This is a genomic window from Halomonas sp. 25-S5 (genome assembly GCF_029889845.1).
In the GTDB taxonomy this organism is placed as follows: domain Bacteria; phylum Pseudomonadota; class Gammaproteobacteria; order Pseudomonadales; family Halomonadaceae; genus Halomonas.
Genome location: NZ_JARANV010000001.1, coordinates 377,944 through 392,632 on the forward strand (window position 1 = coordinate 377,944; position 14,689 = coordinate 392,632).

A 14,689-nucleotide genomic window follows, 5' to 3' on the forward strand; every position below is an offset into this window, starting at 1 on the left:
GAGAAACCCCTTAATTTTCATAATGATATGCGCGTCACTACATTCAGGACGCCAGCCGGAGTCAAAATTCACGATGGGGAGATTTCTCCGCAAGAGATTGAATCGTAGGTACTTAACGACAGATCCTTCACTGCGGCTGAGTCTAGTGCGTAATCAGGTAAGTTTTATTTCCTAAAACCTGATGACAAGAAACAACTAACGATAAAGGTTTTTAAACGACTCCATGAAAAGTTGACTCCGCTTTTGACCATCAATTTTATTTCCTGTTAGCTTCACAAGCATCGCATTCTGATACGGAACAAATACGATCACACTAGGATAACTAAGAAAAAAAACCATTTGATAAGCCAGCCCAAAAGAAAAAACAACTGGCACAACAAAGAATTTTACATCAACTCGCAAAGTGGCAATATAGATGCCATAAAGCAGCATTAACTCATAAAATATACGATCACGAAGGACCGTAAAAAAACCACTTGCCACTGCGAGAGCAGAAAAAACAACAATAAAGTTACGCAACGTTGTCACCCTATTATCGCAGATGGGTTGCGACCCTTTCATCATAGAGGCATGCAAACCTATCAAAAAAGCAAATAGCATCAAAGCAAGTGATTTTAACCCTAATCCAGAGGAAATCGCAACATCCTTATAATAACTAATCTTAGATCCCACAGCCGGAGGAAAGTAAGTGTTAAGCTCAAGAACTGCCAATAAAGCAGCATAGAAAAGTAAAGCAGCAAAAATCAGGAAAAACGCGCTTACAACTCGTCTATTATTCATAACAAACCAGTTCACAACCAAAACCCCAACATAGATAATTGCACTTGTGTGCGCAAGAATTGCAAGCAAACAAAAAACAATAGAGGGGAGCCGCCTCCCGCTAATATAATACATTAGTGCGATATTGAAAAAACTAATAGCTAAAGATTGACGAACAGTAGAAAATGCCACAGGGAGTAAAAAAAAGGACAGGAAGAGAGAAAGAGAAAGAGCAAGAGCCTTGTGAGACACATGAATCGCAGAGGCGAGCTTAACAAAAGAATAAAGCAAAAAAACTGTAAATATAGCTTGGACATATTCATATGATGGCAATATCTGTGCCAAAGCACCAAAAAAAACGAGAAAGCCTAACTCCTGATTATGTGTATGGTATATACTCATAACATCCGAAACTTGAAAACTTTCTTGAAAGCGACTGAATATATCCTTATAGACAGGCCAATCAAATCCAGTCTCAAAACGGAGTCCGACAAAAAGAAAAATACAGAAAAGAAAAACCCAGAGATCAATCTTTCTTTTTACAAACAGTGATGCTAGTATGCTAAAGACCCAAAAACACACATAGATAATCATTTGTTATCCGGAATTGTTTTAATGTAGCGAATAGTCAGTAAAATCATTCTTGGCATGATGATAACCCCATAAAAAAAAGCTGTTACCCAAGGCATATACCATGCGACTTGTGGACCCACAATTAACATTTTGGTTGTAGCAGTGGCAGCCACAAAGGCTGCCCAAGGTAAAATTTGCTCACGCGCCATGCCTGCCGCATTTAAAACCATATTAAAGGGTGATGTGACAGCAACTAAACCTGCAACCATGACCATTCCCATCAAGATGGCTTTTTGGTCAGTGAATGAGCGCCCCATCCACAGCCCAATAATCTGGTCTGCAAACACAACTATGCCAGAGCCAACTGCAATAATGACCAGAGATCCCAACGAACTCGTTCGAAATAACATTTTAGCCAGCCAATCCCTATCTCTGCGCGCGATAGCATCACCGAATAGAGACCACAGCGGCATAAACATTGTAAAAACAATCAACATTAACATTGCACCAAGTTTAGCAGGAACACCAAACTCAGCCACTATCGTAGGTCCGGCACCCGCCGCGATGACCAAATTATCGAGATTCATCCCAATAGCAGTTAAAATCGAAACAGAGAAGAACGCGCCCCCTAGTCCTAATAATTTCTGCATTGACCGAAAACCTAGCAAGTCGAAAGCAGGACGAGTTTTTGCGTTCATCAAGAAATAGACAATAGTCCAAATTAACTGTACTGACGGTACCGCCATTGTGTATAAAGCAATGACGACTATAGGACCAAGCCCCATTGCAATTCCAGCCAAGCTAAGAATCAACGCTGCGAGCGGGGCGGATGATTGCAAAAATGCCAAATAAACGTAAGCATGGCGCGCTTGCAGCAAGCGCATTATAACACTGGTCGGGAAGGTAATAAATAATGAAATTAGAACTAAGGCAATGATGTTCGCTTGTTGAAAACAGCTAGAACCTTCCGCGCAAAAAAACCAAGCTATTACCACTCCGACTAGAACAAATATTATTAAAAAAAAACTAATGCTTGCCAAAAGCACGTAGGACTGACCTAGAATAGAGCGTGCATTCGCGCAGTCATCACTTCCTAAAGCCCTAGAAAGACGAGTAAGGACAGCATTTCCTATCCCAAAGTCTAAAAAGGTTGCCATTGCTGACACTGACACTGCTGTGAGCCAAATGCCAAAAAGCGACTCACCAAGATGGTTAAACATGGCTGGCATGACTATCAGTGGCGTTAGAAATGCCACGCCACGCGCTAAAAGGCCCGACGTGATAGCCACGATTAAAGTTCTTGTACGAGGGGTCATTAGAAGCCCAAAAGAGGAAACTAAAACAGTAGATTATTGTCTTGGCTGGGCACGCCAGAGATCCAGAATACGTGTAACTTGTGCCTCAGGAGATTTACAGTTCAGCACGAAAGCTCTTCCGCTTTTACCCCGTGCTGTAATCCAATCAACAGGGCGAAGCGCTATATCCTGAAGTGACGCAGCCAAGCCCTCGACTCCTGGGCTCGAAGGCACGATCAAATGTTCATAATACTCGGCCGGGATACCCGGTAGCCTATGCATTATGACAGGCTTACCAGAAGCAAGATACTCCATGGTCTTCGACGGAAAGGAGTATTTCGTGAAATCACCATCAGGGCGACGAGGGTTGACTAAAACACTAGCTTTTCGCTGTAAAGAAAGTGCCTGAGAACGCGTAACCTGACCATAATAAAAAACTCGAGAATCACTACTTGCTATGTCTTCGACTCTCGAACGTGCATCACCATCACCGCATATCCATAGCTGCGCATCGGATAGGTCGATCATTTGGAATGCTTTCAAGAGATCAACGATGCCATAACGTTCTGCCAAAGTACCAGTATAAAGAATAATGAAACCGCTCTTAACTGGCTCTTCGCTTTTTTCTGTAACTAGATCATCGATAGGGTTGTAAATACCCTCAACAACAACGTACCTAGCAGGTGGCACTCCGAGCCGATCTCCCATCGCGTCAGTCAGAAAAACGAATGTGCTGAACCCTTGAACAGCATAACGGAAAAGAATACTTTCAATACTTTTTAATGCCCTATATAGCCGCCCCCCTACCCCCATAAATTCGGGCAAATCTGGCAGGATGATGCAGAGAACGGCATCTGGCTTCAAAATTTTCAAAAGTCGTGCCGCGACCAGAAAAGGTAAATGTGCGGAATAGACGACAATAAAAGGAGCTTTCTTACCTCTGGTAGCAACGCACAATCCATGAAAAGCTGATCTAAATCGCGACAAAAAACGAACAAATCGAAGGTTTAAAAATGGCCAACCTCTAACGTGGACCCTAGTCCCAAGCATTTCCTTACAACCAGGAAAAAAAAGACTACGGGCCCCTTTTGGATAGCTACCAACAAAGGGTAAGTTTACCACACAGACTTGGCCAAGACTGGCATCCGAAAACCCTTTAATAAACGCTTTTTGAAGTGCATCCGCTGCATTCTGGACCACTCCGCGAGAATTTTTCACTATTCTGTCGAATTGAGTGGGGGGGAAAATACCACCTAAGAAAACAACAGTCCGCTTCGTGAAATCGGTTTCTCCAATTCGATTAGCGCTCGAGCCAAGCATAGTTAATTATTCCCTGAATCCGTGAAGCCGGCGTCGGCACTTTCCCTGTTATCGCCAGCGACCATTTTTTGAACACCAGGCCCATCTCTATCACCCAGCGCATGCCTGCTATGGCCGACCATGGCTGCGTCGGCCGGCGATGAGGACGCGTCTTATCATGCACTTCTACCCGCTGGGCATGGAGCTACTCGCTGCAGGTGACCATCAGCCCTCTGCGTGGTGGCTTTGTCCGACAGGCGATCAGCATGGCGTTCCTCGTGGATAGCACAGGCTGTCAGTACCGATGCTAAAGTCCTCTGAGTACCGAAATAAGGTGTCTCCCCACTCAAGCGGGGTACCTTCTGGTTGTGAAGCAAAGTGATCAGAAGGTACCCGCAGGGAAAACGCATGAAAATTTTCACACCGCGAGAATGTCTGCCAGGTAGGCCTCATCCAGCGCGGCTTTCTTCTGTTTCCGCCGGATGCCGCCCTTGAAATACTTCTCCCCTTTCAGGTAATTCAAGGCAATATGACGAACCCTGGCAAGGTTTTCAGCGGCCTGACCACGATGGATTTTGCAGGCATCCTCACGGAGTGCCACGTCCAGTGACCAGTGGAGCTTATGGTGAGTAGACCGCAGGAACTCCCCCTGCAGCCTCTCGCAGAACGGAACGTGAACCTCTCGATTCATTCCGCTCCCATCAAGCAAACGCACCTCGCATACCCTGCCGCCAGTGGGCAAACAAACGGGGACACTGCTCCGAAATCCGTTCCATGAATTTCGACGCACGTATCTTGTGTCGACGCAGCGCTTTGAACTTTCTTCGCGCCCAACGTACAAGAGCCCTATTAATATGCCGGAAAATGACATATAGCGCTGACCGATAGAAAGCGCCATAGTACGCTAGCCATCCATTGATTATCGGATTAAGCCATTTTGCCATTTGGGCGATGCTCAACTCCGTACGCGACCGAACACGCATCGCTCTAATCTTTCGCTTCATTCCTTTCAGTGACGCTTTACTCACTGCAGGCGTAAAACTAACGAATAGGCTATTGCGTTTTCGATTCTTTACGACACGACGCCGAAAGGTGTAGCCCAGAAAGTCGAACCGGGTATGCTCATGATTCCCTTTTCGGCTGCCATCTTTGCAGTATACGATCTTGGTTTTAACAGGATGCAATTCCAGACCACATTCCGCAAATCGACTCCGAAGGACCGAGAGCATATGCTCCGCTTCTTCACGGGAGCGGCAGTGTACAAGACCGTCATCCGCGTAACGGCACCACTTGACGTTTGGATAGTGTCTCTCTAGCCACTTGTCAAAAACATAGTGCAGAAAGAGGTTCGCCAGCACAGGACTAATGACGCCACCTTGCGGTGTGCCTTGTGCCCTAGCTGTCAATTCACCGTCTTCACGTTGCAATGGTGCCGTCAACCAGCGCTCAATATACAGCTTTACCCAAGCTGAGTCTGTGTGTTTCTCCACAGCCGTCATCAACAAGTCGTGCCGGATATTGTCAAACAGTCCCTTGATGTCAAACTCGAGCACCCAGTCATATTGCCAGCATCGTTTCCGCGTGATGCCAACCGCATCCAGCGCCGACTTCCCTGGCCTATAGCCATAGGAGTCCGCCGAGAAGATGCGCTCCACTGCAGGCTCGAATGCCATCTTGACAACCATCTGAGCTATTCGATCGCTGACTGTCGGTATGCCCAGAATACGCTCCCCACCGCTTTTCTTGGGAATGGCAACGGCCTTTACTGGCGGTGGAAAATACGTTCCCGAGGACATTCGATTCCAGATCTTGTACAGGTTACCTTTCAGATTGGTGCCGAATTTTTCCAGCGATTCGCCATCAACTCCTGCGCTCCCTTGGTTGGCCTTCACCAACTGGTAGGCGCGCAGAACGTCCCACTTTGATATGCTAAACGGTTTGGCTTCCATCATGACCTCCTCCTGCCGAAAGGCAGTTGGGCCACAACACAAGCCCGCTTGACGCAACCCCTTCGCTCCATGCCCATTACAGGCACTTCTCCACTACTACGAGTTGCTCCGTCCCAGTATCACGCATCGGTACTCTCACGCTCGCCATTTCAGTAGCTTGCATTTCTCCCTTGGCATCGTGATGACTGGTTCCCGCAGTTCCCACAAAGAGCCCAGTACAGAGTCATGCCCACTATACGCCGGACACCGCTTGCACAGCCTTCGGAGCTCGCTTGCAAACTGTTCCCGGGAGGTAGAAACGCCCCCGGTTTTGATGTCAGTCTCTGGATTACGACGCGTCCACATGGGTTCGGGATAACTCATCTCTCTGCACCATACCTGCCAACTCATTGGCTGACGTTTCCTCAACGCTCACGACCCATGCTCTTAACAGGAGCCGCTTGAGGTGGTTTGAAGCCGACTTCCGACAGCAGACTTCGGTGGGCCTACCACCATCTCTTCATGAGCTTATGCCATAGTCAGCCACCTTCCTATGCAGCTGATTTCTGTGCCTGCGGCACACTCTCCACGAACCAATGCTGGCAGGCCGCTTCTGCGAGCTTTTGGCGCTCAGATCGGCTGAGCTGATGTAGTAACGGATCATCGGTGTCTCTGGTGCTTCGTCTCCTTCCTGGCGGAAACTCATCACCACGCCTACCGATTTCAGCTCTGGCCACTCATAGCTAAGCTCCTGAAATTCTTCAGTAACCTTGCTGACAATATGGTACCTCGGCTCCTGTCGGCCTCGTTTCTTCTCGTCCGTGACGTAAGCATCCCATTCGAAGTTGACTATCTTGGCCATGGGGAACGCTGCCTCGAAGGCGTCAGCCAAGGCCGGCTGGTTGTCCTTCACTGACAGCAGGTAATCGGCGCCCTTCTGCAGGACTTGTGTGGCGATTTTTTTCTGGTAGCCCATGGCATCGATCGTCACCAGGCAGTCTTGCAGATTGAGAAGCTTGAGCAGCTCGGGAATCGCCGTCATCTCGTTGGATTTCTCCGCCGTCTTGACTTGCCCCAGTAGCACACTATCTGCCGCGCTGATGCTGCACTTTCCACGCCTGGCGGAAGTCGGGAACGATCGATAAATGGTGCATAAGAGATGGTGTCAGCATCGGGTCATCCATGATAAAAGCTGCTAGATGACCACATTAGCTCCTACTGGTAAAGCGCTACAAAGCCCGTCGTAGAGCGGTTTTTCATGCGTTTTCCCTGTGTATGCACACTGATGGGCAAGGATCCCACGCTGCGACACGTCCTCCAGCACCCGGGGTGACGACTTGAGCAGGCCCAGAATGTAGTTGGTATCGAGCAGGTATCTATTGCCATTCGTCACGGAGCTGCTCCTGGATCGCCACCTCGTCACCGGCAAACGTCACCGAGCTTTCCAGCCCCCCCCCTTGAGCTCCAGCAGGGAACCCTGGGATGACGGAGCGGGGGCAACATGGTGCTTGCTTTGCAAGAACTCTACGAAATCAACCACTTCTTTCTGAAGAGGCTCCGGCAAGCGCTCGATCTGCTGCACAATGTGTTTGGCCAGTACCATTGTCATCTCTCCTGTGCCCGATGCAAGGCTCCAGTATAACCCCAGCGTGGCCGAGCCATCCGTCGCTCCTCACTCCTCACCCATTACCCCTCACGCAGCTCCCAGCCGTTCACGCTGATAGCTGCCGTCCTGCACGCGGCGGCACCATTCCAGGTTGTCAAGATACCACTACACCGTCTTGCGGATGCCGGATTCGAAGGTCTCCTTCGGTCGCCAGCCGAGTTCGCGTTCGATCTTGCTGGCGTCGATGGCGTAGCGCAGGTCGTGCCCAGGGCGGTCTGCGACGAAGGTAATCAAGCTGGAAGCTGGAAATGGCAGGTCGCATCTCGTCTATCAGTTCACAGATGGCCTGAACCACGTCGATATTTCGTTTCTCGTTGTGGCCGCCGATGTTGTAGGTCTCCCCTACCCGGCCTTCCGTCACCACCTTGTAGAGCGCCCGGGCGTGGTCTTCCACGTAGAGCCAGTCGCGCACCTGCTCGCCCTTGCCGTAGACCGGTAACGCCTTGCCTTCCAGGGCGTTGAGGATCACCAGCGGAATCAGCTTCTCGGGGAAGTGATAGGGACCGTAGTTGTTGGAGCAGTTGGTAATCAAGGTGGGCAGGCCGTAGGTGCGCTGCCAGGCGCGCACCAAATGGTCCGAGCTCGCCTTGCTGGCGGAGTACGGCGAACTGGGGGCGTAGGACGTCTGCTCGGTGAACAGCCCTTCCGGTCCTTCCAGGTCGCCGTAGACTTCATCGGTGGAGATATGGTGAAAGCGGAAGGCATCGTGGCGCTCGGCATCCAGGCCGCTCCAGTAGGCGCGAGCCGCTTCCAGCAGCGTATAGGTGCCGACGATATTGGTCTCGATGAACTCTGCAGGCCCATCGATGGAGCGGTCCACATGGCTCTCGGCGGCCAGGTGCATCACCGCATCAGGTTGGTGCTCGCGAAACACGCGCTCCACCTCAACGCGATTGCAGATGTCGACCTGTTCGAAGGCGTAGCGCGCATTGTCGGCGACATCAACCAGGGATTCCAGGTTGCCGGCGTAGGTCAGCTTGTCGACGTTGACCACGCTGTCGTCGGTGTTGGCGATGATATGGCGAATCACGGCCGAGCCGATGAAGCCCGCGCCGCCGGTGATGAGCAGTTTCATAGAGGGATAGCAACAAGAGTCAAGGGGCAAGCTTCAAGGAAAACCAAATGGGGCTAGCCTCTGACGGATCCCCACGAAATGTATAAGAAAATCAGAATGATATGATTGAAAAGACCTGCATGGGTCGGCATGTTGTTAATCGCCAAACAAACAATATGCCTAAGGAGACCCATGCAGGCCCCTCGATTCTTGCATACTCTGCTGACCTCATCACTCCCCCTGGTCCATGCCAAACGCCTGCAGGCACTGCTCGACACGGTGGGTGCCCTGCTCGGCGAGCGTCGCCTGGGCTTGACCGCCCTGGGCCGTGCCTTGCCAGGACCGGTGGATACCAAGCACACCATCAAGCGGGTCGATCGGTTGCTGGGTAATCATCATCTACACCAGGAACGGCCACTGTTTTATTGGCTCGTGGCGTCGCTGCTGATCGGCCACATGAGCCGCCCGCTGATTCTGGTGGACTGGTCACCGATCGATGACCGTGGCCAACAGTTCCTGCTGCGCGCTGCGGTGCCCTTCGCCGGGCGCTCGCTGCCGATCTTCGAGAAGGTCCACCACAAGGATGGCTGCCAACACTGTGAGGCATACTTGTTGGCCGCCCTGGCCGAGATACTGCCCGACAACGCCACGCCGATCCTGGTCACCGATGCCGGCTTTCGCAATCCATGGTTTCAGGCAGTCGAGGCGCGCGGCTGGTACTACGTCGGTCGGGTTCGTAGCCCCACTCGCTGCCAGGTGCCTGGCGACACATGGCGGCCAGTGACCGCCTTGTTTCAACAAGCCAGCTCGGTACCCCAATCGCTGGGTTCCGTCCAGATCGCTGAAAGCAACCCGCTCACCACCCGCATGGTGCTCTACCACCGGCCGCCCCAGGGACGCAAGCATCGCAACAAGCGCGGACAGGTCTCCCAGGACGGCCGCAGCCGGGCGATGGCCCAGCGCCAGAAGGAGCCCTGGGTGCTGGTCAGCAACCTGCCGAATCGCTCAACGCTGGCAGACAAGCTGGTCACTATCTACCAGCAGCGCATGCAGATTGAAGAGGGCTTCCGCGATATCAAGAGCCCCTTGTTCGGGCTGGGCTTCGGCATGCACCAGTCTCGCCAGGGCAAGCGCATCGAGATTCTGCTGCTGATCGCGATGTTGGCCAATGTCGCGATGATGGTTGCCGGCCTGCATGTCCGTGACAGCGGTCAACAGCAGCGCTACCAGAGCAACAGTATCCGGGACCGGAACGTGCTGTCCGTGTGGCGCTTGGGACTGGAGTGGCTACGGCGTTACCCACCATGCGCAGTGCCTTGGCCCTCCTGGAAAGCGCTTCGAGCGAGTCTTCGCGAGGAAGTCAGGGAGCAGGCATTGTGCGACGGATAGAACAAAATTCGTGGGGATCCGCCAGGGCTAGCCTGTTGTTTGATTAAACGGGGAGGGAGTAAATTCACGTCTCGACGAAACGAAGTGATATATCTGCATGGATAACATCAAAACTTAAGTCAAGAAAAGTTATACCCAATATATTATAAAAACTTAAATTCGATATCTAACGAACTTTGAGAGGTTTACCTACTCTTCCAGGAGGCTATCCCGAACGGCCACGGCAAACTGTGAAATAAAGGCCATCATCAGCGCCACCATGCCGCCGAGTACAATCGCCAGCGCCATCACCAGGCTTCTGCTTGTCCCCGAAGGCTTGAGGCTTTGAACCGCCGTCTGCACGGTCTGTCCTTCCTGCAACTGTTCGAGGCGATCCTGGATATCCGCCACGCGTTGGGAGTAACTAGCCACGAGTTCCGCGGCGGAGGGGCTCGTGGAATCCTTGGCCAGTTCCAGCGAGCGTTCCGCGCTCTCGAGCTGGCCTGTCAAGCTTTTCCGACGGCGTTCGAGCAAGACTTGTTGGTCTTGCTCGATCCGTTTCAGCACCTGGGCATGAAAGGATTCAACCAGAGGCGCATTTTCTTCGGTGGCTTGCGAGGTCAGCTTCACCAGAAACGTATCCTCGGGATTGCCGACTGAGGTATCGAAAGGAAGCGACTCCATGCTCTCGTTTTGCAGGAACTGCCGTGTGACGGAGCCCAGATAGAGATTGTTGGTCTTGGCCACCACCGTGACCGGCGGTTCGAGCCCGCCCCTCTCTCTGCCTTCCGTGGGTGCCTGCTCGGCCACCTGATAGAGGGAGACATAGTCGTAGCTGCGCTCCATCATCAGCACATAGACCAGCGCACCAAGCACGATCACCACAAAAGTGGCTGCCATGAGCTTCCAGCGCTTTATCAGGATCTTGACCAGGTCTACCAGGGAAATCTCGTCGTCGGCTGCGTGACGTTGCTGTGCGCCGAAGGGCTGGCGAGAGTCGTAATCAGTCATGTGCGTGAATCATTCCGTGAATAGTGATGGTACCGGGCACGCTACCGCCCGGGGATTGTTCCGGACGCATTCCCATGCCCTGTCAATAAGTCTGGAGACCCGCGCTTAGCCTGAGGTGTGACGAAGCGCCATCCCTATTTTGAGACGCTATTCTAAACTAGCGCCCCAGGGGCCACTACGCCTTGTGAGCGGCGACCGCCTGCACGCTGTCGCTGGGCTAATTCTAATTGGCCGGAGAAGGATACAGCCTTTGCCCTGAGGTTCAAAGCGACCGACCCCGCCTTCGATGCACGCCGGCCGCGCCAGTCGCTGGACAAGGTAAATCCATTGAAGAATCCATCAGATAAGCTTGCATCAGAGCCTGGTTGCCCAACGGTCTGTGGCGAGGCGCAAAAGTTCGTGTACCTCCTCGAAGACCTGGCGACTCTTCCGGTAGGGATCGGGGATCTGCCGTCCGTGACTCTCCTCCAGCCAGTGGCCCAGCAGCAGGGTCTTGCCCAGGGCCTCGGGCACCAGCTCGCCAACCGCCTGGCGCTGCCCCTCGCTCATCACCAGCACGATATCGGCGCTCCTGATCATCTCCGGGGTGAGCTGGCGGGCTCGGTGTTCGCTCACCGCCAGGCCATCGGCCTCGGCCAATGCCCGGGCGGTTGGCTCCACCCCCTGCCCGACCAGCGCTCCCAGCCCGGCGGATTCCACTTTGCGACCCGGCAATGCACGGGCGAGCATCGCCGCAGCGACCGGGCTACGGCAGATGTTGCCGGTGCAGACGACAAGGATGTGGTGGAACATCGCGACCCTTCCATGGTGGTGCGCCAGGAAGTGTACCAGTGCTCACGGCGAGGAAGTTAGTCTCGAGATAACCCTCGCCGTGCGAGTCGAGGTGTCGAACCGACAAGGAGGTTCCTATCACCTTGTGGGAGCAGTGCTTGCAATCAATCGCCGTGCAAGTCGACGCGTCGAACCGACAGCTCCTACGAAGGGCCGTCTATCGCCGTGCGAGTCGACGCGTCGAACCGACGGCTCCCACAAATTAGCAGCTCCTTTAGCACCTCGGTCGCCCCATCTACAGGTCCGCCAGGTAATCTCGACCGAGGGTCACCTCGACCTCTCGGCCGGTCTCCCTCGCCCACTGCTCGATACTGGCCTTGAAGGCGAGCTGGGCGTCGTGGTCGCCGTGCACGAGGCGGATGTGGCGCGGCGGGTGGCGCATGCGGCGGATGAAGGCGAGCAGGTTGTGCTGGTCGGCGTGGGCGGAGTAGCCACTGACGGTCTCGATATGCGCGCGGATGTCGAGGCGCTCGCCGTCGAGCAGCACCCAGCCGCCGCGCGGCCCGTAGCGCTGGATGTCGCGGCCCGGGGTGCCGGCGCCCTGATAGCCGATGAACACCACGGCGTGGCGCGGGTCACCCAGCATGCGCCTGAGGTAGTTGACCACCCGCCCGCCGGTGACCATGCCGCTGGCGGCGATCACCACCGCGGGGCGATGGGTGCGCGCCAGGTAGTCCACCGTCTGCTCGTGCTCGGCGTGGTCGTTCACGGTGTAGAGGTTATCGAAGCTCAGCGGGTGGCGGCCGCCGCGCAGCCGTCGGTGAGCCTCGGCATCCCACCAGGGCCTGAGCTCGCGGTACACCTGAGTGAAGCGCGCGGCCAGGGGCGAGTCGACGATGATCTCGAGCTCGCGCCAGCGCGGATCCGTGGCACCGTGGATCAGCCCCTCGAGCTCGTAGAGCAGCTCCTGGGTGCGGCCGATGCTGAAGGCGGGAATCACCACGCTGCCGGCGTTGTGAAGGGCCCGGTCGATGGCGCCCTTGAGCCGGGCGCGGCGGGTGGTGCGGTCCTCGTGGGTGCGATCGCCATAGGTGCTCTCGATCACCAGGGTGTCGGCGCGATACGGCGGCCTCGGCGCCGGCAGCAGCGGCGCGTAGGGCGCGCCCAGGTCGCCGGAGAACACCGTGCGGTGGGTCTCGCCCGTGGTGCGGTCGCGCACGTCGACCTCCACATAGGCCGAGCCGAGGATATGCCCGGCGCGCTGCAGCTTGATGCGGACATGGTGGCGCGCGTCGTCGATCAGGGTATGCCACTGTCGGTAGTCCAGCGGCACCAGCCGGTCTTCCACCTCTGCCAGGAAGCGCTCGATCAGCGCCCGGTCGCGGGTGAAGCCGATCTTCAGCGCGTCCTCGATCACCAGCGGCAGCAGCCGCGCGGAGGGCACCGAGCAGAGGATCGGCCCTTTGTAACCGGCGGCCAGCAGATAGGGCAGCCGGCCGATATGGTCGATGTGCACGTGGGTCACGATCAGCGCCAGCACGTCGTCGACCGGGAAGCGCACCCGGTGCTGCTCGAGGCTGTCGAGGTGGTCGGCGTCCTGGCCCTGGAAGAGCCCGCAATCCACCAGCAGCGCGCGGTCCTCGCTGACCTGCAGGCGGTGGCAGCTGCCGGTCACGCCTTCCGCGGCGCCGTGGTGGCGTATCTGTGGAGTGTTGTGCATGCGAGTGGCCTCCCTGCCGGCTATCCAGTACCCGCTATCCGATGCCCTCAGTGTAGGCAAGATTGGCGTCGGGGCAGCTGCCCCGGGGCGCAGCCTTTCAGCCGCTGTCCGGGTCGACCCGCAGGGCCTCGGCCAGTGCCTTCTCCCAGCGCGGGTCGCCCTGCCCGCAGGCGATGAAGCCGGGGTTGAGCAGGCTCTCGCCCTGGTTGCAGCGCAGCGGTTCAAGCGTTTCGACATTCAGCACCTGGCCGCCGGCGGCGGTCACGATGGCCTGGGCGGCGGCGGTATCCCACTCGTGGGTGGGCGCCAGGCGCGGGTAGAGGTCGGCCTGGCCCTCGGCGATCAGGCAGAACTTCAGCGAGCTGCCAATGTTCAGCGTGGCATGCGCGGGTAGTGCCCGGCAGAAGGTCTCGAACGCGGCCAGGCCGTTGCGCCGGCTGCCCGCCACCTGCCAGGGCTCGCGCTCGGGATCGGGCAGCTCACGTACACCGATGGCGCGTTCACGCCCCCCTTCGCGGCGAAAGGCCCCCTGCCCCACCTGGCCCCACCAGGTCACGTCGCCCTCGGGCAGCGCCGGGGCATGCACGATGCCGAACACCGGCACCCCGGCCTCGACCAGCGCCACATTGAGGGTGAACTCGCCGTTGCCGGCAACGAATTCCCGGGTGCCGTCCAGGGGGTCGACCAGCCAGTAGCGCTCCCAGTGCCGACGGGTGGCGAAAGCGGTCGCGTCGGATTCCTCGGAGAGCACCGGCAGCCCCGGCAACTCGCGCTCGAGCAGCGCCAGCAAGGCATGGTGGGCGGCCATGTCGGCCTCGGTGAGGGGGCTGTCGTCGGCCTTGTGCTCGACGGTGAAGCCCCGGCGATAGATCGCCATTACCTCGCGCCCGGCGGCGTCCACGCCGGCGATCAGCCGCTCGATGGCAGGATGTTCCAGCCTCATGCAGAGTCTCCCTTACCGACATCTACGACTTACGTCGTAGACAAGCGTTTGACCTCGGGTACAATGAAAACCGCTTCCATATCGATCAACCGGCCACCAGGCCTCGGAGACGCCTCATGACCGTTATGCCATTTGCCCCCCTCGGGGACCAGCCGCTGCCGGCGCGAGCGCAGCAATCGGCCCGTCGTCGCCGCCGCAACGAACGATTCCTGACGCTATGGAGCCGCTCCGGCACGCGGCTGCACGGCAAGGCCTCCCGCACGCCCCGCGCTCATCGCCTGCCGCGCGTCCATTTCTGAGCC

At 55.7% G+C, this 14,689-nt stretch carries 13 protein-coding genes and 1 pseudogene; 2 read left to right on the forward strand and 12 right to left on the reverse strand.

All coding sequences use genetic code 11. The features are described 5' to 3' along the window. Positions 1–195: 195 nt before the first annotated feature. From OP498_RS01765 to rfbB, 8 genes and pseudogenes are all read right to left on the reverse strand, one after another. Positions 196–1,353 (reverse strand): EpsG family protein, encoded by a 1,158-nt coding sequence (locus OP498_RS01765; protein ID WP_280551801.1) that lies wholly within the window; start codon positions 1,351–1,353, stop codon positions 196–198. After that, on the reverse strand, positions 1,350–2,621 hold the full coding sequence (locus OP498_RS01770) for an oligosaccharide flippase family protein (RefSeq protein ID WP_280551804.1): 1,272 nt from the start codon (positions 2,619–2,621) through the stop codon (positions 1,350–1,352). Before OP498_RS01770 ends, OP498_RS01765 begins: the two co-directional genes overlap by 4 nt. 60 nt (positions 2,622–2,681) lie before the next feature. Next, the gene (locus tag OP498_RS01775) at positions 2,682–3,845 is read right to left on the reverse strand and encodes a glycosyltransferase (RefSeq protein WP_280551806.1); all 1,164 of its coding nucleotides are present in this window, start codon (positions 3,843–3,845) and stop codon (positions 2,682–2,684) included. 499 nt (positions 3,846–4,344) lie between these two features. Beyond that, on the reverse strand, positions 4,345–4,527 hold the full coding sequence (locus OP498_RS01780) for a hypothetical protein (RefSeq protein ID WP_280551809.1): 183 nt from the start codon (positions 4,525–4,527) through the stop codon (positions 4,345–4,347). A 100-nt stretch (positions 4,528–4,627) separates the two neighbouring features. Then, positions 4,628–5,878, reverse strand: a complete 1,251-nt coding sequence (gene ltrA / locus OP498_RS01785) for a group II intron reverse transcriptase/maturase (protein WP_280551811.1) — start codon at positions 5,876–5,878, stop codon at positions 4,628–4,630. A gap of 496 nt (positions 5,879–6,374) precedes the next feature. Next, complete coding sequence (locus OP498_RS01790; RefSeq protein WP_280551814.1) at positions 6,375–6,938, reverse strand: ISAs1 family transposase; 564 nt, start codon at positions 6,936–6,938, stop codon at positions 6,375–6,377. A gap of 348 nt (positions 6,939–7,286) precedes the next feature. Beyond that, on the reverse strand, positions 7,287–7,457 hold the full coding sequence (locus tag OP498_RS01795) for a DUF2281 domain-containing protein (RefSeq protein ID WP_280551817.1): 171 nt from the start codon (positions 7,455–7,457) through the stop codon (positions 7,287–7,289). A gap of 90 nt (positions 7,458–7,547) precedes the next feature. Next, positions 7,548–8,595 (reverse strand): annotated as a pseudogene (gene rfbB, locus OP498_RS01800) (dTDP-glucose 4,6-dehydratase). 171 nt (positions 8,596–8,766) lie between these two features. Between rfbB and OP498_RS01805 the strand changes: the two are divergent. Beyond that, entirely contained in the window at positions 8,767–9,963 is a 1,197-nt protein-coding gene (locus tag OP498_RS01805) for an IS4 family transposase (protein ID WP_280551819.1), read from the forward strand. Between the two features lie 189 nt (positions 9,964–10,152). Here the strand turns inward: OP498_RS01805 and OP498_RS01810 are convergent, their stop codons facing one another. From OP498_RS01810 to cysQ, 4 genes are all read right to left on the reverse strand, one after another. Further along, complete coding sequence (locus tag OP498_RS01810; protein WP_280551821.1) at positions 10,153–10,953, reverse strand: Wzz/FepE/Etk N-terminal domain-containing protein; 801 nt, start codon at positions 10,951–10,953, stop codon at positions 10,153–10,155. 354 nt (positions 10,954–11,307) lie between these two features. After that, positions 11,308–11,745 (reverse strand): low molecular weight protein-tyrosine-phosphatase, encoded by a 438-nt coding sequence (locus OP498_RS01815; RefSeq protein WP_280551823.1) that lies wholly within the window; start codon positions 11,743–11,745, stop codon positions 11,308–11,310. Positions 11,746–12,019: 274 nt separating this feature from the next. Then, on the reverse strand, positions 12,020–13,444 hold the full coding sequence (locus OP498_RS01820) for an MBL fold metallo-hydrolase (RefSeq protein ID WP_280551826.1): 1,425 nt from the start codon (positions 13,442–13,444) through the stop codon (positions 12,020–12,022). 97 nt (positions 13,445–13,541) lie between these two features. After that, a complete protein-coding gene (gene cysQ / locus OP498_RS01825; protein WP_280551828.1) occupies positions 13,542–14,387 on the reverse strand; it encodes a 3'(2'),5'-bisphosphate nucleotidase CysQ in 846 nt (281 codons plus the stop codon). A gap of 116 nt (positions 14,388–14,503) precedes the next feature. On the opposite strand from cysQ, the gene OP498_RS01830 reads away from it, so the two are divergent. Further along, a complete protein-coding gene (locus OP498_RS01830) occupies positions 14,504–14,686 on the forward strand; it encodes a hypothetical protein (RefSeq protein ID WP_280551830.1) in 183 nt (60 codons plus the stop codon). Positions 14,687–14,689 lie beyond the last annotated feature (3 nt).

Bases quoted from the DNA above. Each gene is read 5' to 3' on its own strand.
- OP498_RS01765 (WP_280551801.1), bottom strand. From the start codon at position 1,353: ATGATTATCTATGTGTGTTTTTGGGTCTTTAGCATACTAGCATCACTG.
- ltrA (WP_280551811.1), bottom strand. From the start codon at position 5,878: ATGATGGAAGCCAAACCGTTTAGCATATCAAAGTGGGACGTTCTGCGC.
- OP498_RS01795 (WP_280551817.1), bottom strand. From the start codon at position 7,457: ATGGTACTGGCCAAACACATTGTGCAGCAGATCGAGCGCTTGCCGGAG.
- OP498_RS01805 (WP_280551819.1), top strand. From the start codon at position 8,767: ATGCAGGCCCCTCGATTCTTGCATACTCTGCTGACCTCATCACTCCCC.
- OP498_RS01810 (WP_280551821.1), bottom strand. From the start codon at position 10,953: ATGACTGATTACGACTCTCGCCAGCCCTTCGGCGCACAGCAACGTCAC.
- OP498_RS01815 (WP_280551823.1), bottom strand. From the start codon at position 11,745: ATGTTCCACCACATCCTTGTCGTCTGCACCGGCAACATCTGCCGTAGC.
- OP498_RS01820 (WP_280551826.1), bottom strand. From the start codon at position 13,444: ATGCACAACACTCCACAGATACGCCACCACGGCGCCGCGGAAGGCGTG.
- cysQ (WP_280551828.1), bottom strand. From the start codon at position 14,387: ATGAGGCTGGAACATCCTGCCATCGAGCGGCTGATCGCCGGCGTGGAC.
- OP498_RS01830 (WP_280551830.1), top strand. From the start codon at position 14,504: ATGACCGTTATGCCATTTGCCCCCCTCGGGGACCAGCCGCTGCCGGCG.